The sequence below is a fragment of the Marinicella rhabdoformis genome, assembly GCF_009671245.1.
GTDB lineage: Bacteria > Pseudomonadota > Gammaproteobacteria > Xanthomonadales > Marinicellaceae > Marinicella > Marinicella rhabdoformis.
Genome location: NZ_VTFS01000006.1, coordinates 1 through 19,741 on the forward strand (window position 1 = coordinate 1; position 19,741 = coordinate 19,741).

Here is a 19,741-nt window from a genome sequence, read left to right on the forward strand (position 1 = left end):
ACCATCAGTAGGTGAGGTAATCACTGGGGCATCAGGTGATTGTGTATCAATGCCACCTGGAACTGTGACTGGAGGAGAGGTGTTGCCTGCTTCATCTTCTTGAACAGCGGTTACATCTTCACCGTCAGCAGGAGGGCCGACCAAAGTACAAGACCATGTGCCATCAGGTTGAACTTCAGTTGTACAAGTAGAACCACCCGGTGTGGTAACCGTTACAGTGGCACCAGGTTCGCCGGTACCCGTAACAGGCGCGCCATTGGTCGGTGTGATGATGACAGGTGCATCAGGTGTTACAGTATCTACAGTTATGGTTACAGTGGCAGGTGCAGATTCGTTGTTCGCTGCATCTGTAGCCACGACACTGATGACATTAGAACCGTCAGTTAAAGCGGGTGCTATCACGCAAGACCAATCACCGTTTTGATCAGCTTGTGTTGTACAAGTTTCACCATTTGGACCAGTTACAACAATGTCAGCAAAAGGCTCTGCAGTACCAGTGACAGTTGGTATTCCTATATTTATTATACTGCCATCTGTTGGTGAAGTAATAGTTGGTGAGTCAGGTGCTGAGTTATCGAGTACGAAAGTAGCAGGTGCTGTGTTTGAGTTACCGGCAGGATCTGTCACTGTCGCAGTTTCATCACCATCAACACCACCTTGACCAGCGGTTGCTGTACAAGTTACGGCATTGTTGTTTTCAGCAGAACAAACATAACCTGGAATAGATACGATTGCACCTGATTCAACATTGGTACAAGTTGCTGTTAATGCAGTACCGTTGTTGGCAGGGTTTGGTGTCACAGTACACACTGGTGCAGCTGGTGCTGAGTTATCGAGTACGAAAGTAGCAGGTGCTGTGTTTGAGTTACCTGCAGGATCTGTTACTGTGGCAGTTTCATCACCATCAACACCACTTTGACCAGCGGTTGCTGTACAAGTGACGGCATTGTTGTTTTCAGCAGAACAAACATAACCTGGAATAGATATGCTTGCACCTGATTCAACATTGGTACACGAGGCTGTCAATGCCGTGCCATTGTTGGCAGGGTTTGGTGTCACAGTACACACGGGCGCATCAGGCGCTGTGTTGTCTAGTACGAATGTCGCAGGTGCTGTGTTTGAGTTACCAGCAGGGTCAGTCACTGTCGCAGTTTCATCACCATCAACACCACCTTGACCAGCGGTTGCTGTACAAGTTACGGCATTGTTGTTTTCAGCAGAACAAACATAACCTGGAATAGATACGATTGCACCTGATTCAACATTGGTACAAGTTGCTGTTAATGCAGTACCGTTGTTGGCAGGGTTTGGTGTCACAGTACACACTGGTGCAGCTGGTGCTGNACGGCATTGTTGTTTTCAGCAGAACAAACATAACCTGGAATAGATATGCTTGCACCTGATTCCACATTGGTACAAGTTGCTGTTAATGCAGTACCGTTGTTGGCAGGGTTTGGTGTCACAGTACACACTGGTGCAGCTGGTGCTGTGTTATCTAGTACGAATGTCGCAGGTGCTGTGTTTGAGTTACCGGCAGGATCTGTTACTGTCGCAGTTTCATCACCATCAACACCACCTTGACCAGCGGTTGCTGTACAAGTTACGGCATTGTTATTTTCAGCAGAACAAACATAACCTGGAATGGTTACTGTTGCACCTGATTCCACATTGGTACAAGTTGCTGTTAATGCAGTACCGTTGTTTGCAGGGTTTGGTGTCACAGTACAAACAGGTGCAGCTGGTGCTGAGTTATCTAACACAAATGTAGCAGGTGCTGTGTTTGAGTTACCGGCAGGATCTGTTACTGTGGCAGTTTCATCACCATCAACACCACTTTGACCAGCGGTTGCTGTACAAGTGACGGCATTGTTGTTTTCAGCAGAACAAACATAACCTGGAATAGATACGATTGCACCTGATTCAACATTGGTACAAGTTGCTGTTAATGCAGTACCGTTGTTGGCAGGGTTTGGTGTCACAGTACACACTGGTGCAGCTGGTGCTGAGTTATCGAGTACGAAAGTAGCAGGTGCTGTGTTTGAGTTACCGGCAGGATCTGTTACTGTGGCAGTTTCATCACCATCAACACCACTTTGACCAGCGGTTGCTGTACAAGTGACGGCATTGTTGTTTTCAGCAGAACAAACATAACCTGGAATAGATATGCTTGCACCTGATTCCACATTGGTACAAGTTGCTGTTAATGCAGTACCGTTGTTGGCAGGGTTTGGTGTCACAGTACACACTGGTGCAGCTGGTGCTGAGTTATCTAACACAAATGTAGCAGGTGCTGTGTTTGAGTTACCGGCAGGATCTGTTACTGTCGCAGTTTCATCACCATCAACACCACCTTGGCCAGCGGTTGCTGTACAAGTGACGGCATTGTTGTTCTCGGCAGAACAAACATAACCAGGAATAGATACACTAGCACCTGATTCCACATTGGTACACGAGGCAGTCAAAGCCGTGCCATTGTTTGCAGGGTTTGGTGTCACAGTACAAACAGGTGCATCAGGTGCTGAGTTATCTAACACGAATGTAGCAGGAGCTGTATTCGAGTTACCAGCAGGATCTGTTACTGTCGCAGTTTCATCACCATCAACGCCACCTTGGCCAGCGGTTGCTGTACAAGTGACGGCATTGTTGTTCTCGGCAGAACATACATAACCTGGAATAGATACGCTTGCACCTGATTCCACATTGGTACAAGTTGCTGTTAATGCAGTGCCGTTGTTGGCAGGGTTTGGTGTCACACTACAAACTGGCGCAGCTGGTGCATCATTATCTAAAACGAATGTTGCAGGTGCTGTGTTTGAGTTACCAGCAGGGTCAGTCACTGTCGCAGTCTCATCACCATCAACACCAACTTGGCCAGCAGTTGCTGTACAAGTGACGGCATTGTTGTTCTCGGCGGAACAGACATAACCTGGAATGGTTACTGTTGCACCTGATTCAACATTGGTACAAGACGCAGTCAAAGCTGTGCCGTTGTTGGCAGGATTTGGTGTAACAGTACAAACTGGCGCATCAGGTGCTGTGTTGTCTGTCATTGTTATTGTATTCTGTGCAAACGCTTGGAAATCGTCATTTGGTAAGGAGGTTGAGTTGGATAACACTTCTGCAATATTGACGATATCGCCATCTTGTATGAATGTATCAACAGTCACTTGAAACCTAACAGTTGCGCCTTCATTTACCAAAATGGTACCACCATTGGTTTGATTCGCGCCCGATCCTAATCTGAAAATTACTTCATTATTATTGCTGTCAAATTCGCCTGCATCATCTCCTGTGTTGTCAGTTAAAGTACCTGTTGGGCCACTGTCTGCTGAAACAATTATTAACGAGTCAGCTACATAATTTGTATTAGCCGGAATAGGGTCTGTCAGTACCGTGTTGGTTGCACCATCTTGACCTGTGTTTTCGAAGCTTATGGTGTATTCAATAACATCACCAGCCTGTATGTCACCGCCATTGATATCATTGGCTGTTTTACTGATGTTTGCACCAAAGTCTGGAACATGTAAATCGGTAGCAAACATCAACATGTGTGCGTAATACCAATCACCGTCAGTTACAAAATCAATGTCTGCAGTGGTCAAACCATTGGGTAACTCACCAGAAACATCAACCATATCTAAATCCATTCCTAGTTGGTTAACATAGTTAGGAGACTTGGTAGCAACATGACTGTCATAACGTGTAATGGTGCTGTTCCAGAAGTTGTTGCTGGAATTTAGGTTGTTATTGAATGGGGTTCCTTGAAATTCTAAGGCATCACCTGAAATGCTTTGATCTCCTTCCCAAACTAAAGCGCCTAAAAAGGTATCAAAACTGCCTACTTGAGGGGTAACGATATTTGGAATGGTAATGGTTTCAGTGTTGCTATCAATAACGCGAACGGCGCCGTCCATTAACATCAATCTTCTGTATGGTTCATTGTTGTCTTGGTAAATAACAGCAATTGACCAACCGCCATAAAAGCCCAGATTGTCGTTACCTGTAGATAAAGTGACATCTCCAACAGTGTATGAACCGCTGCCAGCATTAGAAACTAATGTAGTAATATCGGCAAAACCTTGATAGGGTCTTTGGTCGTCTTCGCCATCTGCGCCGTATGTGTCTATAACAGAGGCTGTAACGGTGTTGTATGAACCTGATCCTGCTGCTTTAAATTGAACTGTGTTGCGGTTGCTGTCATTATTTGATGCACGACCGCCCCAATAAAGACCTGCATAGAGTACATTGGAACCGGCAGGTAAAGTCAGTGTGGCTGTAGATGAGTTGGTGAATCCAGCTCCAGGATCATCATTGACTAAAACCATGTTCCTGCCGTTGCTGCTTGAAGTGCTGCCGTTTTGAACGTCGCTGCAATTTCCGGTCCCGTCACAGGTTAGCAGTGTATTGCCAACTGCCATAATGTTACCATTGATATTAAAGCTCGACCGAGTTTCAAAAGTCCTGACTTCTTGTGCATTGACAACGGATGTTATCAGACACGCAAAGCTTACTAAAATTAACTTTAGTTTCATTTTTTTCCTCACACGCATAGGATTGTTTTTAAAAACGCGATTTATATCACAAAAATGTACTGTATGTACTGCCATCTGGCCAAAACTTCATATATCAGTCCTTTATGAAACATTATTTCACATTCATATTGGTTTACTACATGTGCTTAAAAGATTTAGAGTGATTCTGACAATTTATGTCATATGAGTTGAAATCAGTGTATTTAGATGATATTCTAAATAGCATGAGTGAACAACAATCTATATTCTCTGCGTTGGCTGATCCGCACAGGCGCACCATAATTAACCTGTTAAAAGAAGGTGAAAAATCGGTGTCCGAGTTGTCTGATCATTTCGACTTTTCCGGTGCCACTTTGTCTCATCATTTAAATGTACTTAAGTCGGCGGAATTGGTTCGAGTCAGAAAAGACAAGCAGAAGCGGATCTATACATTAAATATGAGCGTGGTAGAAGAAATGTTGTTGTTGGTGAAGCAGCTGTTTTATTAAAGGGTATAAAAATGAAAAATAAATCAATCATTGCAAGCGCGGTTGTGGCTTTAATTTCTTGGGTTGTGGCGTATTGGTATGAGCCTTTTTTGCCAGAAATGGTACCAACACACTGGAATGCCAGTGGTGAAATTGATGGTTATACAGCTAAACCATGGGGTGTGTATATGATGCCTATGGTTGTTACTGGCATGGTGATGCTGTTGGCTTTATTGCCTAAAATTTCTCCGAAAGGTTTTAAATTGGATGAGGCCAAACGAATTTACGATTTGATCATATTGATCATGAGCTTGTTTATTACAGGAGTGATGGTTTTAAGTTTTGAGTCTGCATTGAATAAAGACCTGGAGATGAATAACTGGATCATGTTTGGAATCGGTGGTTTGTTTATTGTGTTGGGTAATTATATTTCTAAAGTGCCAAAGAATTTTTTCTTAGGAATCAGGACGCCATGGACTTTATCGAGTGACAAGGTTTGGTATGCGACACACCGAATGGGATCATGGTGTTTTGTTCTGGCGGGACTTGCGGTGGTCATATTGACCATATTTAAAGCGCCAGTGGCTTGGGTAATTGGTTCATTAATGTTCGGATCACTGCTTCCAGTGTTTTATTCTCTGTACGCATACCACAAGTTAGAAGGATTCAATAAAAAAGAAAGTTGATTCAAGTCAATATAGCAAGTCAATAAAGGACTTAATCAGTACTGATTGAGTCCTTTTTATGTTACCATGCCGCCATGTTAAAAATGTCACGCCTAACAGAATACGCATTTATGGTGATTATGGCTTTAAAAAAGTCAGACTCACCGGCGTCTGCTGATTCATTGGCCAAGAAGATTGGTTTGGAAACGCCGACTGTTAGCAAAATACTTAAACTGCTGAAAAATGCGGGTTTACTTGAATCAAAGCGAGGTGCCAACGGTGGCTACGTTTTGGTTAAGCGGAAACGTGACATTTCACTGCACGAAGTCATTGAGGCAATCGAAGGGGCGATGGCATTGACTGATTGTGTAATAGATGATTCGGCCTGTCACTTAAGTGCTGACTGTGACATGAGCTTGGGATTAAAGAAAGTCAGCCAAGTGATTACCCAAGCATTGGAAAATGTGACCGTCAGTGAATTGATGCCGGCGGACAGCAAGAAATCCATTGCTTTAGAAATAAAACCATGAGTAATATTGATAATCAAGAAGCTGAAATCATAAATAATGATGAGTCAGCAGTTGAAAATAGGGCAGTCAAAGAAAGGGCGAATCAGTCGTATAAAGACGGTTTCGTCACTGACATTGAGTCTGATACTTTACCACCTGGATTGAATGAATCGGTCATCAGGCAGATTTCAGCCAAGAAAGAGGAGCCTGAGTGGTTGCTTGAATACCGTTTGAATGCTTTCAAACAATGGCAGTCTATGCCAAATCCAGACTGGGCCAAATTGAATGTGCCAGAAATTGACTTTCAAGCCATTTCATATTTTTCGGCGCCTAAGTCAAATAAGGATGCACCAAAGTCTTTAGATGAAGTGGATCCTAAGTTACTCGAAACATATGACAAGCTGGGTGTGCCTTTGCATGAGCGTGAGCGATTGGCTGGAGTGGCTGTTGATGCGGTGTTTGATTCCGTGTCAGTTGGTACGACATTCAAAGCGGAACTCGAGAAAGTAGGTGTCATCTTTTCGTCATTCTCAGAAGCGGTTAAAGACCACCCTGAGTTGGTCAAAAAACATCTGGGTTCAGTTGTACCTTCACGTGATAATTATTTTGCTGCCTTGAATGCGGCGGTATTTTCTGATGGTTCATTCGTTTACATTCCTAAAGGCGTCCGATGTCCAATGGAATTGTCGACATACTTTCGAATCAATGCCATCAACACAGGCCAATTTGAGCGCACATTAATTGTTGCAGAAGAAGGTGCCTCAGTCAGCTATTTAGAAGGTTGTACCGCACCGATGCGTGATGAAAATCAATTGCATGCTGCCGTTGTTGAATTGGTGGCGATGAAAGATTCTAAAATCAAGTATTCAACGGTACAGAACTGGTATCCCGGTGATGAAAACGGCAAAGGTGGTATATACAACTTTGTCACCAAACGTGGCTTATGCGAAGGAGCCAACAGCAAAATATCATGGACACAAGTAGAAACAGGTTCAGCGATTACTTGGAAATACCCAAGTTGTATTTTGCGTGGAGATCATTCAAGCGGGGAGTTTTATTCTGTGGCATTGACTAACAATTACCAACAAGCTGACACCGGCACCAAAATGATTCATTTGGGTAAAAACACCAAATCCACAATCATTTCTAAAGGCATTTCAGTGGGTAAAAGTTCGAATGCCTATCGAGGCTTGGTTCGTGTGGCAAAAAAAGCAGATCATGCCCGAAATTTCACCCAATGTGATTCCTTGTTAATAGGCAAAGATTGTGGCGCACATACATTCCCCTATACGGAGTCGGCCAATTCAACGGCCAAAATTGAACATGAAGCAACGACTTCAAAGATTTCAGAAGATCAATTGAACTACTGTCTACAACGCGGCATTGGTGAAGAAGATGCCATTTCCTTGATTGTTGACGGATTTTGTAAACAAGTATTTAAAGAGCTGCCCATGGAATTTGCTGTGGAAGCCAAAGCATTGTTGGACATCTCATTAGAAGGAGCCATAGGTTAATGTTAAACATCAAAGACATATTCGCCAAAGCCGGTGATAAAGACATTTTAAAAGGATTGAGCTTAGACGTTAAGCCCGGTGAAGTTCATGCCATTATGGGCCCTAATGGTGCTGGTAAAAGCACTTTGGGTAATGTGTTGGCAGGCATGCCTCATGTGGAAGTGACTGCAGGTTCTGTTGACATGATGGGTAAAGATTTATTGGACATGGCCCCTGAAGAGCGTGCGGCTGAAGGCGTGTTCTTAGCCTTTCAGTATCCAGTAGAAATTCCGGGTGTGAACAACATGTATTTCTTACGCACCGCATTGAATGCACAACGCAAATACCGTGGCGAGCCTGAAATGGATTCGGCCAGTTTTTTGCGCATGGTGAAACAAAAAATCAAAGACATGAACATGCGCGATGATTTGTTGAAACGACCTGTGAATGTTGGTTTCTCTGGCGGCGAGAAAAAACGCAACGAAGTGTTTCAAATGGGCATCTTAGAACCTAAGCTGGCTATTTTGGATGAAACCGACTCTGGTTTGGATATTGATGCATTGAAAATTGTTGCCGATGGTGTGAATAAACTGCGTTCTCCAGACCGCTCATTCGTTATCATCACACATTATCAGCGTTTATTGGATTACATTGAACCTGACTATGTTCATGTATTGGCAGACGGTAAAATCGTCAGATCAGGCGATAAGAATTTGGCATTGGAATTAGAAGAGCAGGGTTATGGCTGGCTTAATCAATAAATGGCAGGGCGAAATTGCCCAAGCCAACAAAATAACAGCTAACTGGCCTGAGTGGATATTGGCACAAAAAACCGAGGCCTTGACTCAGCTAGAAAACATGGCTGAACCGAATCGCAAAATGGAAACGTGGCGTTACAGTGACAGTGCTAAATTGCTTGCTGAATCTGATGTTAAAGATATTGATTCAATTGAACTGGAAGAAATTGACGCCGATGTGTGTGTTGTGATTTCCGCCCAAGGTCATGAGCTTGTGGGTGAGATGCCTGAATGGTTAAGCGTTGCTGGTATTGAAACCTTGTCAGCTGATGAGTTGATTTCAACTGAAGCGAAAACCCATGTAGATGAACAGTCATTGTTACAACTGAATAAGGCTTTGTACCATACTGGTGTTCAAATTAAAGTGGATAACAATCAGCAACACCCTGATTTTGTGATTGCGGTAGTCATTGAGTCAGACAACAACGACTGGCAATTTATACGCAATCAATTTGTTATTGGCGATAACAGTCAAATAACCATCAATGAAATCTATGCAGGTGGCAGAACCAATCAAACGGCTGCCTGGCAAATTGGTCGTGATGCCAAGGTCAATAAAACCACATGGTCACAATTTGAATCTGAAGCTGTTTTGGTTGGCTTTAATCAAATCATTATGCTACAAAATGCTGAAATGAAAGCCATGAATTACCGGTTCAGTGGGTTGTTGCAACACCATAATCAGCAGGTTGAATTTGTAGCTGAACGTGCAAAATATATTTCTGGCTCAATAAATAAAGCGAATAATGACAGTCATATAGCTGATATAGTTAATGTATTTCATGATAAAAAATACAACGCATCCGAAGTGATACATCGATCTATTGCGGATGACAGGTCTCAGATATTTAACAACGCCAAAGCCGTGGTGGCTCACGGTGCTGACCATTCTGAAATTTCACAAGATTTAAAGAATATCTTGTTGACTGATGATGCCAAGATTTTCTCTAAGCCTGAATTAGAAGTGAGCACAGATGAAGTGATAGCAGCTCATGGCTCAACCATCGGTGCATTAGATGAATCTTCATTGTTCTATCTACAATCACGCGGGATTGATGCCAAGCAAGCCAAGGACATCATGATCGAGTCATTTGTAGCTGAGGCTGAGGTATGTTAAATAAGCAATTTCATCGAGATCAATTTCCTGGATTACACCAAGAAGTTAATGGCAAGCCCTTGGTCTATTTAGACAATGCGGCTACAGCACAAAGACCACAAATGGTTTTAGATGCCATCAATGATTACTACATCAACCACAATGCCAACATTCACCGAGGCGTACACAGCCTGAGTGAATCTGCGACTGATTTGTATGAGAATGCCAGAAAATCGTTGGCAAAGTTGTTGAATGCACCGAGTGAAAAAGATTTGATCTTTGTTCGTGGTTGTACCGAAGCGGTTAATTTGGTTGCGCAGACTTTTGTACGTTCACGTGTTTCAAAAGGAGATGAAATTTTAATCTCTCACTTGGAACACCATTCTAATATTGTGCCTTGGCAATTATTATGCGAACAGACTGGCGCTGTTTTAAAAGTCATACCAATGAATGATGCAGGAGAATTGTGTGTCGATCAATTAGATGATTTGTTAACCGAAAAAACCAAGTTTATGTCTGTGGTACATGTATCTAATGCGTTAGGAACCATCAATCCTGTAAAAGAAGTGGTTACTAAAGCACATGCCAAAGGCGTGCCAGTGATGCTTGATGGTGCACAAGCCACACCACATTTAAAAGTTGATGTTCAAGATCTTGATTGTGATTTTTATACTGTATCTGGCCACAAAATGTATGGGCCAACAGGTTCTGGCGTTTTGTTTGGCAAAGCTGAACATTTAAATGCCATGCCACCTTATCACGGTGGCGGTGAAATGATCAGCAAAGTGACCTTTGAATCAACGGTTTATAATGCGGTTCCTGCTAAGTTTGAAGCGGGTACACCAAACATTGCCGGCGGTATTGGTTTGGGTGCAGCTGCCGAATTTATGATGTCAATTGGAATGGAAAATATTGAGCAGCGTGATGCCGAGTTGCGGGTTTATGCAGAGCAGGCATTGGCTAAAGTTCCTGGGTTGAGAATGCTCGGTACAGCCAAGCACAAGTCACCTGTGTTTTCATTCAATATTGAGGGCATACATGCCCATGACATTGGTACCATTATTGATCATCATGGTGTTGCTGTTCGTACCGGACACCATTGCACCATGCCTATTTTTGAATATTTTGGGGTGGCGGGTTCTTGTCGGGCATCTTTTGCTTTTTATAACACCGAGCAAGATGTCGATATTCTGGTAGAATCGCTGCTCAAAGCCATAGAAATGTTTAAATAAGAAAGGTTTAATGACAAACCATTCCAAAATATTTGACGATTAATTAACATGACGGATTTAAGCAAACTGTACAAACAGACCATCTTGGAACACAATCGCAACCCAAGAAATTATGGTAGACCGGATCATTGGACACACCATTCTGAAGGTTTGAACGCCATTTGTGGTGATTTGGTACATGTTTACTTGACCATAGAAGGTGATGTCATTTCAGCCATTAATTACGACGGTGAGAGCTGTGCGATTTCAATGGCTTCAGCTTCAATGATGACTGAATTCATCAAAGGGCGTGCTGTTGATGATGCTTTGAGCAAGTTTGAATTGTTTTGCCAATTAATGGCTAAAGGTTCTGATATTCAAAGAATTGACGCGCTGGAAGACGTCAATAACTTAATCACTGTAAAAAAATTCCCATCTCGAATTAAGTCAGCCACTTTATGTTGGCACGCCATGGCAGCAGCCATCAAAGGTCAACCAACAGCCACAACCGAATAAAGGATTTCTCATGCCTCAGCAAATCACTCCCCAAAAATCTTACACCTGGGCAGATGGCCAAAAATGGTTTTATCAGGGCCTAGAGTTGTTGCCTGTATTGGGCGCCTTGTGGTTGATGGTTATTGCCATGTATGGTTTGATTGCTTTTTCTATTGTCAGCATCAATGAGTCACTTTTTATGTTGCTTGTGGCTGTATTTAGCCCATTGATAACAGCAGGTATATATAATGCTTGTCATAAAGCAAGGCAACAAAGTGAAGGCGGCCCTAAAGTGGTGCTTTCTGATTATTTTGCTGCTTTTAAACACCAAACAACACCTTTATTAATGTTAGGAGTGTGCTTGCTGTTGATGGGGTTTGTTACTGAGGTGGTAACACAGACGATATTCAATGCATTGGGTTTGGTCATCGATGAAGGTATGGAGCCCACCTTGCAAATGAAAAACATTTTGATAGGGCAATTCATATCAATGGTGGTTTCGATTCCGCTGTTGGTGGTGGCCTTTTTCTCGCCTCAACTGGTATTCTTTCACAAGCAAACCATAAAACAAGCCATTATTGGAAGTTATTTGGGGTTCTCACAAGCTTGGCGTGGCATGCTGGTGTTGTCGCTGTTGATTGTAGCTTTGGTTTTTGTGACCATGTTCCTGGGCGTGTTGCTTTCTAGTGTTTTGGGTTCTCTCGCTGTTGTACTGATGTCAGGTGCCATGATCATAATTTTTTCAGTTAATTTAACGGGTCAGTTTTTTGCTTTCGATGCCTTATTCCCAATAGTTGAAACACCGGATAAAGGTGGTCATGGTGATGACAATGAAAGCGATGTTGAAGGTCAAATTCACACTGAAATTTAATGACACAAAAGCACAAGTTTTAACTTGATGATTTTTACCTTAAATCTTTGCTTCTAATGCAGGGGTAAAGTGTACTAAAATTAATCCTTTAAAAGCGCTTAGGCAGTCTGTTTCAGTGCTGTTCTTGAAATCAATATTGTGTATTTAAGGGATTTATATGACGAAAACCTACCAATCCTCTGACATTGAAGTCTTATCTGGATTAGATCCAGTCAAACGTCGACCGGGCATGTACACCGAAACAAATCGCCCAAACCATTTAATCCAAGAGGTGGTTGATAACTCCGTTGATGAAGCGCTTGAAGGGCATGCCAATAAAATACAAGTGGTCTTGCACCAAGATGGCAGCATAGAAGTTTCGGACAACGGTCGTGGTATGCCAGTAGATATACATGAAGAACATGGCGTGTCTGGTGTTGAATTAATCTTGTCTAAATTGCACGCTGGCGGCAAGTTTTCTGGAAAAAACTATACGTTTTCAGGCGGTCTACATGGTGTCGGTGTTTCAGTGGTTAATGCACTGAGTGAACGCTTGGATGTTTGGATTAAGCGAGATGGAAAGGAACACCACATTGCTTTTGAACATGGTGACAAGATTTTAGAGTTGAATGTCGTAGGTCAGGTTGGTCAAAAAAACACGGGAACCCGTGTACAATTTACACCCGCACCCGTTTATTTTGATACCACCAAAGTGGGTGTCAGAAAACTCAAACATTTACTTAAAGCCAAAGCCGTTCTGTGTCCTGGCTTAACCATAAACTTTAAAGACAACATCAACGAAGAAGAAATCACCTGGCAATTTGAAGACGGTTTAAGGCAATACCTGTTAGATGAAATCCAATCTGATGAAATCATCCCTTTGAATGCCTTTGTAGGTGCACAACAAGAAGATGAATTTGCAGTTGATTGGGCCTTGACTTGGTTGCCACAGGGTGAATTAGTCACTGAAAGTTATGTCAATTTGATTCCAACCGCACAAGGCGGTACGCATGTCAATGGCCTCAGAACAGGGTTGACTGAAGCTGTTAGGGATTTTGCAGACAGTCATAATTTGTTACCACGTGGCGTTAAGTTGGCGCCTGATGATGTTTGGGATCGTGTTTGCTATGTGTTGTCTTCAAAAATGAAAGACCCCCAATTTTCGGGACAAACCAAAGAACGCTTGTCTTCTCGAGCCATTGCTTCCTATGTATCTAATACCTTAAAAGATGCTTTGATCTTGTGGTTCAGTCAACATGTAGATGATGCCGAACGCATTGCCATGATTGCGATTAACAATGCCCAAAACCGCATGCGTAAAGCCAAAAAAGTGGTGCGTAAAAAAATAACAACAGGTCCAGCATTACCCGGTAAGTTAGCGGATTGTAGTTCTGATGACCCGATGCAAGGTGAGTTGTTTTTGGTAGAAGGTGATTCAGCCGGTGGGTCAGCAAAACAAGCGAGAGACCGTGAGTTCCAAGCCATCATGCCATTGCGAGGAAAAATATTAAATTCATGGGAAGTGGATTCGGCTCATGTAATGGCCTCACAAGAGGTTCACGATTTGGCAGTGGCTATTGGCGTAGACCCAGGTAGTACAGATTTGGCCACTTTACGCTATGGTAAAGTGATTGTCTTGGCTGATGCGGACTCAGATGGACTGCATATTGCAACCCTACTGTGTGCTTTGTTTTTACGTCACTTTGAGCCATTGGTTAGGGCAGGGCATGTGTTTGTCGCTATGCCACCCCTGTATCGAATTGATGTAGGTAAGCAAAAGTTTTATGCAGTGGATGATTCAGAGCGTAAGCATATATTGCGTAAAATTGAGCAGGAAAAAATGAAAGGCAAAGTCAGTGTCACCCGATTTAAAGGATTGGGAGAAATGAACCCTGGTCAATTAAGGGAAAGTGCCATTGCACCAGATACACGCCGTTTACTCCAGCTTTCGGTTACAGCCGGTGACAACACACATGGTATCTTAGATATGTTACTGGCTAAGAAACGTGCCGCAGACAGGAAGACATGGCTACAAGAAAAAGGTGATTTAGCCACAGTCTGAATTTGTTATTTAAAGTCAACATAGAATGTGTTAACTTTATAGTATGGAGGTTGGTGTGACTATTTATGTTTGAAGGCTTTTTCAAGAGGTTGGGTGGTTTCAAAGACTCAAGAAGTGCAGCGGTTCTGATATCTGCTGTATTTGTTGTTGTGGTACTTCTCGCCAGTGTGTTTATTCATCAGGCACAAAAAAACTATTTAGAACGAGCTATAGGTGTCAGTGCGCAGAATATAGAAAACACCATAACTAAAAAAACCTTTGATATCATTGGCGCAATCGGTCGCATGGGAACGCGATGGCAAAAAAACAATGGTACCATTGAACAGCTTTGGCGTCATGATGCCAGTCAATATGTGAAGGACATTGATGGCGTTGATGTTTTGATGTGGATTGATTCCGATGGTGTTTTGCGTTGGTCAGAAGGTAGATTGTCTGTCAATGTTCCTGAAAGCGGTTTTAATTTTTTTCAACACGGTGATTTAAAAGAAAAATTACTTCTGTCTAGAGAAAGTAAACGACCAGAGTTCTCAAAAGTAACTAAATTGCCTGGGGATAATTACACCATTCATGTTTTTTACCCTATTTGGAATGCTGATGTTTTTGATGGCTTTATCGGAGCCAGACTTGATATCGATGTTTTGTTGTCATCTATGATTCAGCCCAGTGACAGCAGTGGATTTGTTTTAGCAGCCACCGCGGGTGAACATAAGGTTTTTACGGCTGATGGGCTTTACGGCATTGATGGGCCACAAAAAACGTTTACCATGAACATGGATGCGGATAATGAAGGTTGGGATTTTACTGTATATCCCACGACTGAGGTGTTGTCACTGTTCCAATCACCATTGCCTTTGATAATGGCTTTATCTGGTTTTTTGATTGGTATTTTGTTCTACTTAACTATGAATTCCAGAATCAAGGCCAAAGCCAGTGCAAAGTTATTATCAAAAGAAATAAAGCGCAGTCAACAAATGGAGTCACAAATAAGGCACATGTCTAAGCATGATGCTTTAACTCACTTACCCAATCGATCTTACCTTAATATTTATCTAGAAAATAAAATCAAAGAATGTGAGTCTAGTGGCCAGAAAATAGCTGTTATGTATTTAAATATTGACGACTTTAAACAGCTTAATGATGTCTATACCCATCAGTTAGCAGATGAGGTTTTAAAAATTATTCCAGGTCGAATCAATCAAGTTTTAAAGCACAATTCGATGATAGCGCACATGGGAGGAGATGAGTTTGTTATTTGTCTTTCAGAAAATTTGATAGAAGAGAAAATGTTCATATATGCTGAAGATTTACTAAAAAATATCAGAAAACCAATAAGCTTAGGTTCTGAAAGTATCCGAATTACAGCCAGTATTGGTGTTTGTTATTTCCCCCATCAGGGGCATGTGGTTGGTGAGTTAATAACCAAAGCAGAGCATGCCATGAATCAGGCAAAACAAATTGGTAAAGATGTTTATACTATTTTTGATGAAAGTTTAGAGTCGTCATCTTTATACAAAGCGGAATTGATTCAAGCCTTCAACAAGGGTATAGATAATAATGAGTTTGAAATGTTTTTCCAACCCAGATATGAAATTAAATCCGGTGATATGGTAGGGGCTGAAGCCTTATTGCGTTGGAAAAAAGACGGTAAATTTATGAGTCCAGACAGCTTCTTGGATGTGGCGGAAGATTCAGGGTTGATTGTCAGCATATGTAACAGCGCTTTCAATAAAGCATTTGAACAATATCAGCAATTATTTAATGGAAATCCGCCTATTATGTTGGCGATTAATGTATCTGCTAAACAATTGGCTCATCCAGACTTTTTAAATGATTTATTTTCAATGATGGAGGCACACCATTTCCCTTCTGAGATGTTAGAGGTTGAATTGACAGAGCAGACTTTAATCGAAAATTACGAGTCCAGTTTGGCCACTCTTAATGCACTGAGTTCTGCAGAAGTTAAGATTGCATTGGATGATTTTGGTACAGGTTATTCATCGTTGTCTTATTTAAAAAACTTTCCTGTCAACGTTTTAAAAATTGATAAATCTTTTGTCAAAGACATTCATAAAAACGAGAGTGATTTAGAATTAGCAAAGGCTATCATAGCAATGGGTAAAAGTTTGAAAATGGAAGTGGTGGCTGAAGGAGTGGAGGAACAAAAACAATTACAAATACTGGCGAATGAAGGTTGTCAACAAGCCCAAGGTTTTTATTTGAATAAACCTTTGCCATTTGCAGACTTTTATAAATTATTTAATCACATCGACAACAGTGCAGATCAGTCATATTAATTAAGTTAGAATGTTGAAACTTCAAAACATATACGCCTTAATGATAGAATTAAAACAGTTTATTTTGTGGCAGGAGTTTCTTAATTAAAATCACGAATTCAAATATACATTTAATTCGAATTATTTCATTGACAATTTTTCTGTCAACGCTTTTTCTGGCTTTTAATTTCAGACAATTTCAAATCAGTTTACTAGAAAAAAATCTAGAGATTCAAGCTTCTAGCACCCACTCCAAAGTTTTTACAGACTTCAGTACTCAATTTAATATATTGAAAAGAATGGTCAACAGGTGGGAAGTGCAAAATGGTCTGAGTGAAACTGTTTGGAGAAGCGATGCCAAGAATAATATTGATGACATAAAGGGTCTGGATACTTTGGTTTTTATAAATGCTGATCACTCTGTAAGGTGGTTAGAAAAGAATCAAGATACAGTTTTCAGTGAAGGTATGAATCTGACCGATTTTCAAGACATCTATGACCGTTTGAATCAAGCAGAGGCCAGTCAAAAGCTAGAATTATCCAAGCCAGTTAAAAATGCTTTTGGTGATTATGTTGTATATTTAGTGCAATCCATTTATGAAAAGAAAACACTCACTGGATTCTTAATGGCTAGGATTAAAACCTATGAGTTTTTTGAAAGTGTAATCATTAACCCCATCAGTTCTGGGTATTGGACGCATATAGAGTCCGATGGTTTAATCATTTATACCAATGACCCAGTCGATTCTTTAGGAACATATCATAAAGTATTCTCCATCAATATAGACTCTGACCCAGAAGGGATAAATTTTACCATTTACCCAACTGAAGAGACTTTGGCAGCCTATTTGGTTTGGCTACCTGAAACCATAGGTTTTTCAGGTCTTATTTTTTCATGTTTATTCTATTGGGCCATGTCTTCTCGTAGAAAATCTAAACTAAAAGCAGAAGAATTAGCTACTGAAATTAAGCAAAAGCAGTTTATCCAAAAAAAATTAGAGCATATGGCCCACTTTGATACACTGACTAATTTGCCGAATCGATATTTAATGTCTTTGCAATTAGACAAGAGAATCAGTAAAGGTGAGTCTGTTTGGCTCTTGTATTTAGACTTGGATTTATTCAAAGATGTCAATGACACGTTAGGTCATGGTGCGGGTGATCAGTTGTTAATAGAACTCAGTCGCAGGTTAGAAAAAATATTAAATAAAGCATTTGTGGCAAGAATGGGGGGGGATGAATTTATCATTTTATTGAGTGGTAAAGACAATCAAGATATTGTAGTTGCAAAAATAAAGACGATGTTACAAGCCATATCACGGCCATTTTATTTTGATGAAGAATTGGTGAGAATCAATGCCAGTATAGGTGTGGCTAAATTCCCTGAGCAAAGTGATACTGCCTCTGAGTTGATTACTCATGCTGATACTGCGCTTCGTTATGTTAAAGGACAAGGTCGGAATAATTATAAATTTTATGATGTGGACTTGGCCAAGTCATCACAAGATAGACTGCTGTTATTGAACAAAATAAAAAGTGGGATAAAAAAGAAAGAATTCGAGTTGGTTTATCAACTTCGTGTCGATGCAAAAACAGGCAAATATTGGGGGGCAGAGGCTTTGATAAGGTGGTCACAGAAAGATGGTTCTTTATTGACCCCCAAAATATTTTTAGAAATTCTTGAAGAATCCGGCTTGATAGTTAATGTGGGTTGGCAAGTATTGGATGCAGCTTTAGATAAGTTCAAACAATTACTCGATTACAATGCGGAATTAAAACTTTCATATAACGTTTCGGCAAAGCAATTAGAAAGCCCAAATTTTGTAGAAGATTTGCTGACTGTTTTAGAAGAAAAGCAATTTCCTAAAAGTCATTTTGAAATAGAGTTAACAGAGCAAACCCTTATCAGTGATTTGAATCACAGTAAACATATCTTGAATCAAGTGAAGTCAAATGGAATAACCATAGCTATTGATGACTTTGGCACTGGTTATTCTTCATTATCTTATTTAAAAAACTTTCCAGTTGATGTGATAAAAATAGACAAATCATTTGTTAAAGATATCGCCATCCAAAAAGACGATTACGAGCTCATAAATGCCATAATCAGTATGGGGAAAAACCTCAAAGTTAAAGTGGTGGCAGAAGGCATTGAAAGTCAAGATCAGCTTAATATCTTGAAGCGATTGGGCTGCGATGAAGTGCAGGGATATTATTTCAACAAGCCTGCACCCTTTGAAGTTTTTAAAGAAATTATTGGTTCAGAATGTTAAATTTCATTGATTGACTGAATTAAACGTTGAACGGCTTGTGGTTGAGTGGCATGAGAAAAAACCAACCGGATGATGTCATTGCTGCCAGGCCACACATGAAACTCAAATCCTTGTTGCTTTAATTGAACAATTTTTTTAACAGGAAGGCGACAAAATACTTCATTCGCATCAACTGGGTGTATGAACTCAATTTGACCCTCACAGTTTTCGTAAAAAAACAACGCTTGCTGGTTGGCGTCGTTAGCCAATTGCAGCCACAAATCATCAGTTAAGTAAGCGCACAACTGTGATGAGACGTAACGCATTTTACTGATTAAATGACCTGAGCGTTTTCTGTGGCGTAGTATTTGTGATTTGTATTTCGGATTGAAAACCAGTAAGGATTCTGCCATCATGGCGCCATTTTTGGTGGCACCAAAAGACAGCATGTCTATACCAGATTGCCAAGTCATTTCAGCCGCGGAACAACCCAGAGAGACTAGGGCATTGGCAAAACGTGCGCCATCCATATGTAAAGCCAGTCCAAATTCCTCTTTCAGTGCTTTGAATGCGTTCAGTTCTTCCAATGTATAAACGGTGCCAGCTTCTGTGCATTGGGTTAAACTGATGACAGCAGGCATCACTTCATGTTCACCATGTACACCAGATCCAGCCAATTTGGCACGCAATACATCAATGTCAATTTTGCCGTGATTACCCGCTATTGGAATTAATTTTGCACCACTTGTAAACATTTCAGGTGCGCCACATTCATCGGCATTGATATGCGCGCCTTCATGGCAATAAATTGCACCATAAGGTGGGCACGATAAAGCCATAGCGATTGAATTTGCCGCTGTGCCAGTAGTTAATGGCAAAGCTTCAACCCAGCATTGAAATAAATCCTGACATTGGGCTTTGAATTGCACAGAATACTTGTCATAGCCGTATGATTCTTCAAAACCTTGGTTGGCTTCAATCAAGGCTTTCATGATGTGCTCATTTACCGGGGCTTCGTTGTCACTGCGAAAATTCATGG

Annotated in this window: 15 protein-coding genes; 12 read left to right on the top strand and 3 right to left on the bottom strand. The window is 41.2% G+C overall.

Annotated elements, in window-relative coordinates:
• Both FET73_RS12690 and FET73_RS12695 read right to left on the bottom strand, forming a co-directional pair.
• On the bottom strand, positions 1–1,317 hold a 1,317-nt coding region (locus FET73_RS12690), incomplete at its 3' end, for an Ig-like domain-containing protein (RefSeq protein ID WP_218944338.1).
• Positions 1,314–4,607, bottom strand: coding sequence for a beta strand repeat-containing protein (locus FET73_RS12695; protein ID WP_154224346.1), 3,294 nt, complete (start codon positions 4,605–4,607; stop codon positions 1,314–1,316). The genes FET73_RS12690 and FET73_RS12695, both read right to left, overlap by 4 nt.
• A 149-nt stretch (positions 4,608–4,756) precedes the next feature.
• On the opposite strand from FET73_RS12695, the gene FET73_RS12700 reads away from it, so the two are divergent.
• From FET73_RS12700 to FET73_RS12755, 12 genes are all read left to right on the top strand, one after another.
• Positions 4,757–5,020, top strand: coding sequence for a metalloregulator ArsR/SmtB family transcription factor (locus FET73_RS12700; RefSeq protein WP_154224347.1), 264 nt, complete (start codon positions 4,757–4,759; stop codon positions 5,018–5,020).
• Positions 5,021–5,031: 11 nt separating this feature from the next.
• Complete coding sequence (locus FET73_RS12705) at positions 5,032–5,685, top strand: SdpI family protein (protein ID WP_154224348.1); 654 nt, start codon at positions 5,032–5,034, stop codon at positions 5,683–5,685.
• A gap of 74 nt (positions 5,686–5,759) precedes the next feature.
• On the top strand, positions 5,760–6,194 hold the full coding sequence (locus FET73_RS12710; RefSeq protein WP_154224349.1) for an SUF system Fe-S cluster assembly regulator: 435 nt from the start codon (positions 5,760–5,762) through the stop codon (positions 6,192–6,194).
• A 29-nt stretch (positions 6,195–6,223) separates the two neighbouring features.
• Positions 6,224–7,687, top strand: coding sequence for a Fe-S cluster assembly protein SufB (gene sufB / locus FET73_RS12715; RefSeq protein ID WP_484502575.1), 1,464 nt, complete (start codon positions 6,224–6,226; stop codon positions 7,685–7,687).
• On the top strand, positions 7,687–8,427 hold the full coding sequence (gene sufC / locus FET73_RS12720; RefSeq protein ID WP_154224351.1) for a Fe-S cluster assembly ATPase SufC: 741 nt from the start codon (positions 7,687–7,689) through the stop codon (positions 8,425–8,427). Before sufB ends, sufC begins: the two co-directional genes overlap by 1 nt.
• Positions 8,408–9,580, top strand: a complete 1,173-nt coding sequence (locus FET73_RS12725; protein WP_154224352.1) for a SufD family Fe-S cluster assembly protein — start codon at positions 8,408–8,410, stop codon at positions 9,578–9,580. The genes sufC and FET73_RS12725 overlap by 20 nt, the downstream gene beginning before the upstream one ends.
• Positions 9,574–10,791: an aminotransferase class V-fold PLP-dependent enzyme gene (locus FET73_RS12730; RefSeq protein ID WP_154224353.1), complete on the top strand. Its 1,218-nt coding sequence runs from the start codon at positions 9,574–9,576 to the stop codon at positions 10,789–10,791. Before FET73_RS12725 ends, FET73_RS12730 begins: the two co-directional genes overlap by 7 nt.
• 48 nt (positions 10,792–10,839) lie before the next feature.
• On the top strand, positions 10,840–11,286 hold the full coding sequence (sufU, locus tag FET73_RS12735; protein ID WP_154224354.1) for a Fe-S cluster assembly sulfur transfer protein SufU: 447 nt from the start codon (positions 10,840–10,842) through the stop codon (positions 11,284–11,286).
• A gap of 10 nt (positions 11,287–11,296) precedes the next feature.
• Complete coding sequence (locus FET73_RS12740; protein ID WP_154224355.1) at positions 11,297–12,136, top strand: BPSS1780 family membrane protein; 840 nt, start codon at positions 11,297–11,299, stop codon at positions 12,134–12,136.
• A gap of 157 nt (positions 12,137–12,293) precedes the next feature.
• The gene (parE, locus tag FET73_RS12745; protein ID WP_154224356.1) at positions 12,294–14,177 is read left to right on the top strand and encodes a DNA topoisomerase IV subunit B; all 1,884 of its coding nucleotides are present in this window, start codon (positions 12,294–12,296) and stop codon (positions 14,175–14,177) included.
• Positions 14,178–14,242: 65 nt separating this feature from the next.
• Positions 14,243–16,471, top strand: a complete 2,229-nt coding sequence (locus FET73_RS12750) for an EAL domain-containing protein (protein ID WP_154224357.1) — start codon at positions 14,243–14,245, stop codon at positions 16,469–16,471.
• Positions 16,472–16,749: 278 nt separating this feature from the next.
• Positions 16,750–18,723, top strand: a complete 1,974-nt coding sequence (locus FET73_RS12755) for a putative bifunctional diguanylate cyclase/phosphodiesterase (RefSeq protein ID WP_154224358.1) — start codon at positions 16,750–16,752, stop codon at positions 18,721–18,723.
• On the opposite strand, the gene FET73_RS12760 is transcribed toward FET73_RS12755, so the two are convergent.
• The gene (locus FET73_RS12760) at positions 18,720–19,739 is read right to left on the bottom strand and encodes a threonine aldolase family protein (RefSeq protein WP_154224359.1); all 1,020 of its coding nucleotides are present in this window, start codon (positions 19,737–19,739) and stop codon (positions 18,720–18,722) included. The two genes, FET73_RS12755 and FET73_RS12760, sit on opposite strands and share 4 nt — an antisense overlap.
• Positions 19,740–19,741: the final 2 nt, after the last annotated feature.

Excerpts from the sequence above, each read along its gene's own strand:
- sufU (WP_154224354.1), top strand. The coding sequence starts at position 10,840 with ATGACGGATTTAAGCAAACTGTACAAACAGACCATCTTGGAACACAAT.
- FET73_RS12700 (WP_154224347.1), top strand. The coding sequence starts at position 4,757 with ATGAGTGAACAACAATCTATATTCTCTGCGTTGGCTGATCCGCACAGG.
- sufC (WP_154224351.1), top strand. The coding sequence starts at position 7,687 with ATGTTAAACATCAAAGACATATTCGCCAAAGCCGGTGATAAAGACATT.
- FET73_RS12740 (WP_154224355.1), top strand. The coding sequence starts at position 11,297 with ATGCCTCAGCAAATCACTCCCCAAAAATCTTACACCTGGGCAGATGGC.
- FET73_RS12725 (WP_154224352.1), top strand. The coding sequence starts at position 8,408 with ATGGCTGGCTTAATCAATAAATGGCAGGGCGAAATTGCCCAAGCCAAC.
- FET73_RS12710 (WP_154224349.1), top strand. The coding sequence starts at position 5,760 with ATGTTAAAAATGTCACGCCTAACAGAATACGCATTTATGGTGATTATG.
- FET73_RS12705 (WP_154224348.1), top strand. The coding sequence starts at position 5,032 with ATGAAAAATAAATCAATCATTGCAAGCGCGGTTGTGGCTTTAATTTCT.
- FET73_RS12755 (WP_154224358.1), top strand. The coding sequence starts at position 16,750 with ATGGTCAACAGGTGGGAAGTGCAAAATGGTCTGAGTGAAACTGTTTGG.
- FET73_RS12750 (WP_154224357.1), top strand. The coding sequence starts at position 14,243 with ATGTTTGAAGGCTTTTTCAAGAGGTTGGGTGGTTTCAAAGACTCAAGA.
- parE (WP_154224356.1), top strand. The coding sequence starts at position 12,294 with ATGACGAAAACCTACCAATCCTCTGACATTGAAGTCTTATCTGGATTA.
- FET73_RS12730 (WP_154224353.1), top strand. The coding sequence starts at position 9,574 with ATGTTAAATAAGCAATTTCATCGAGATCAATTTCCTGGATTACACCAA.
- FET73_RS12760 (WP_154224359.1), bottom strand. The coding sequence starts at position 19,739 with ATGAATTTTCGCAGTGACAACGAAGCCCCGGTAAATGAGCACATCATG.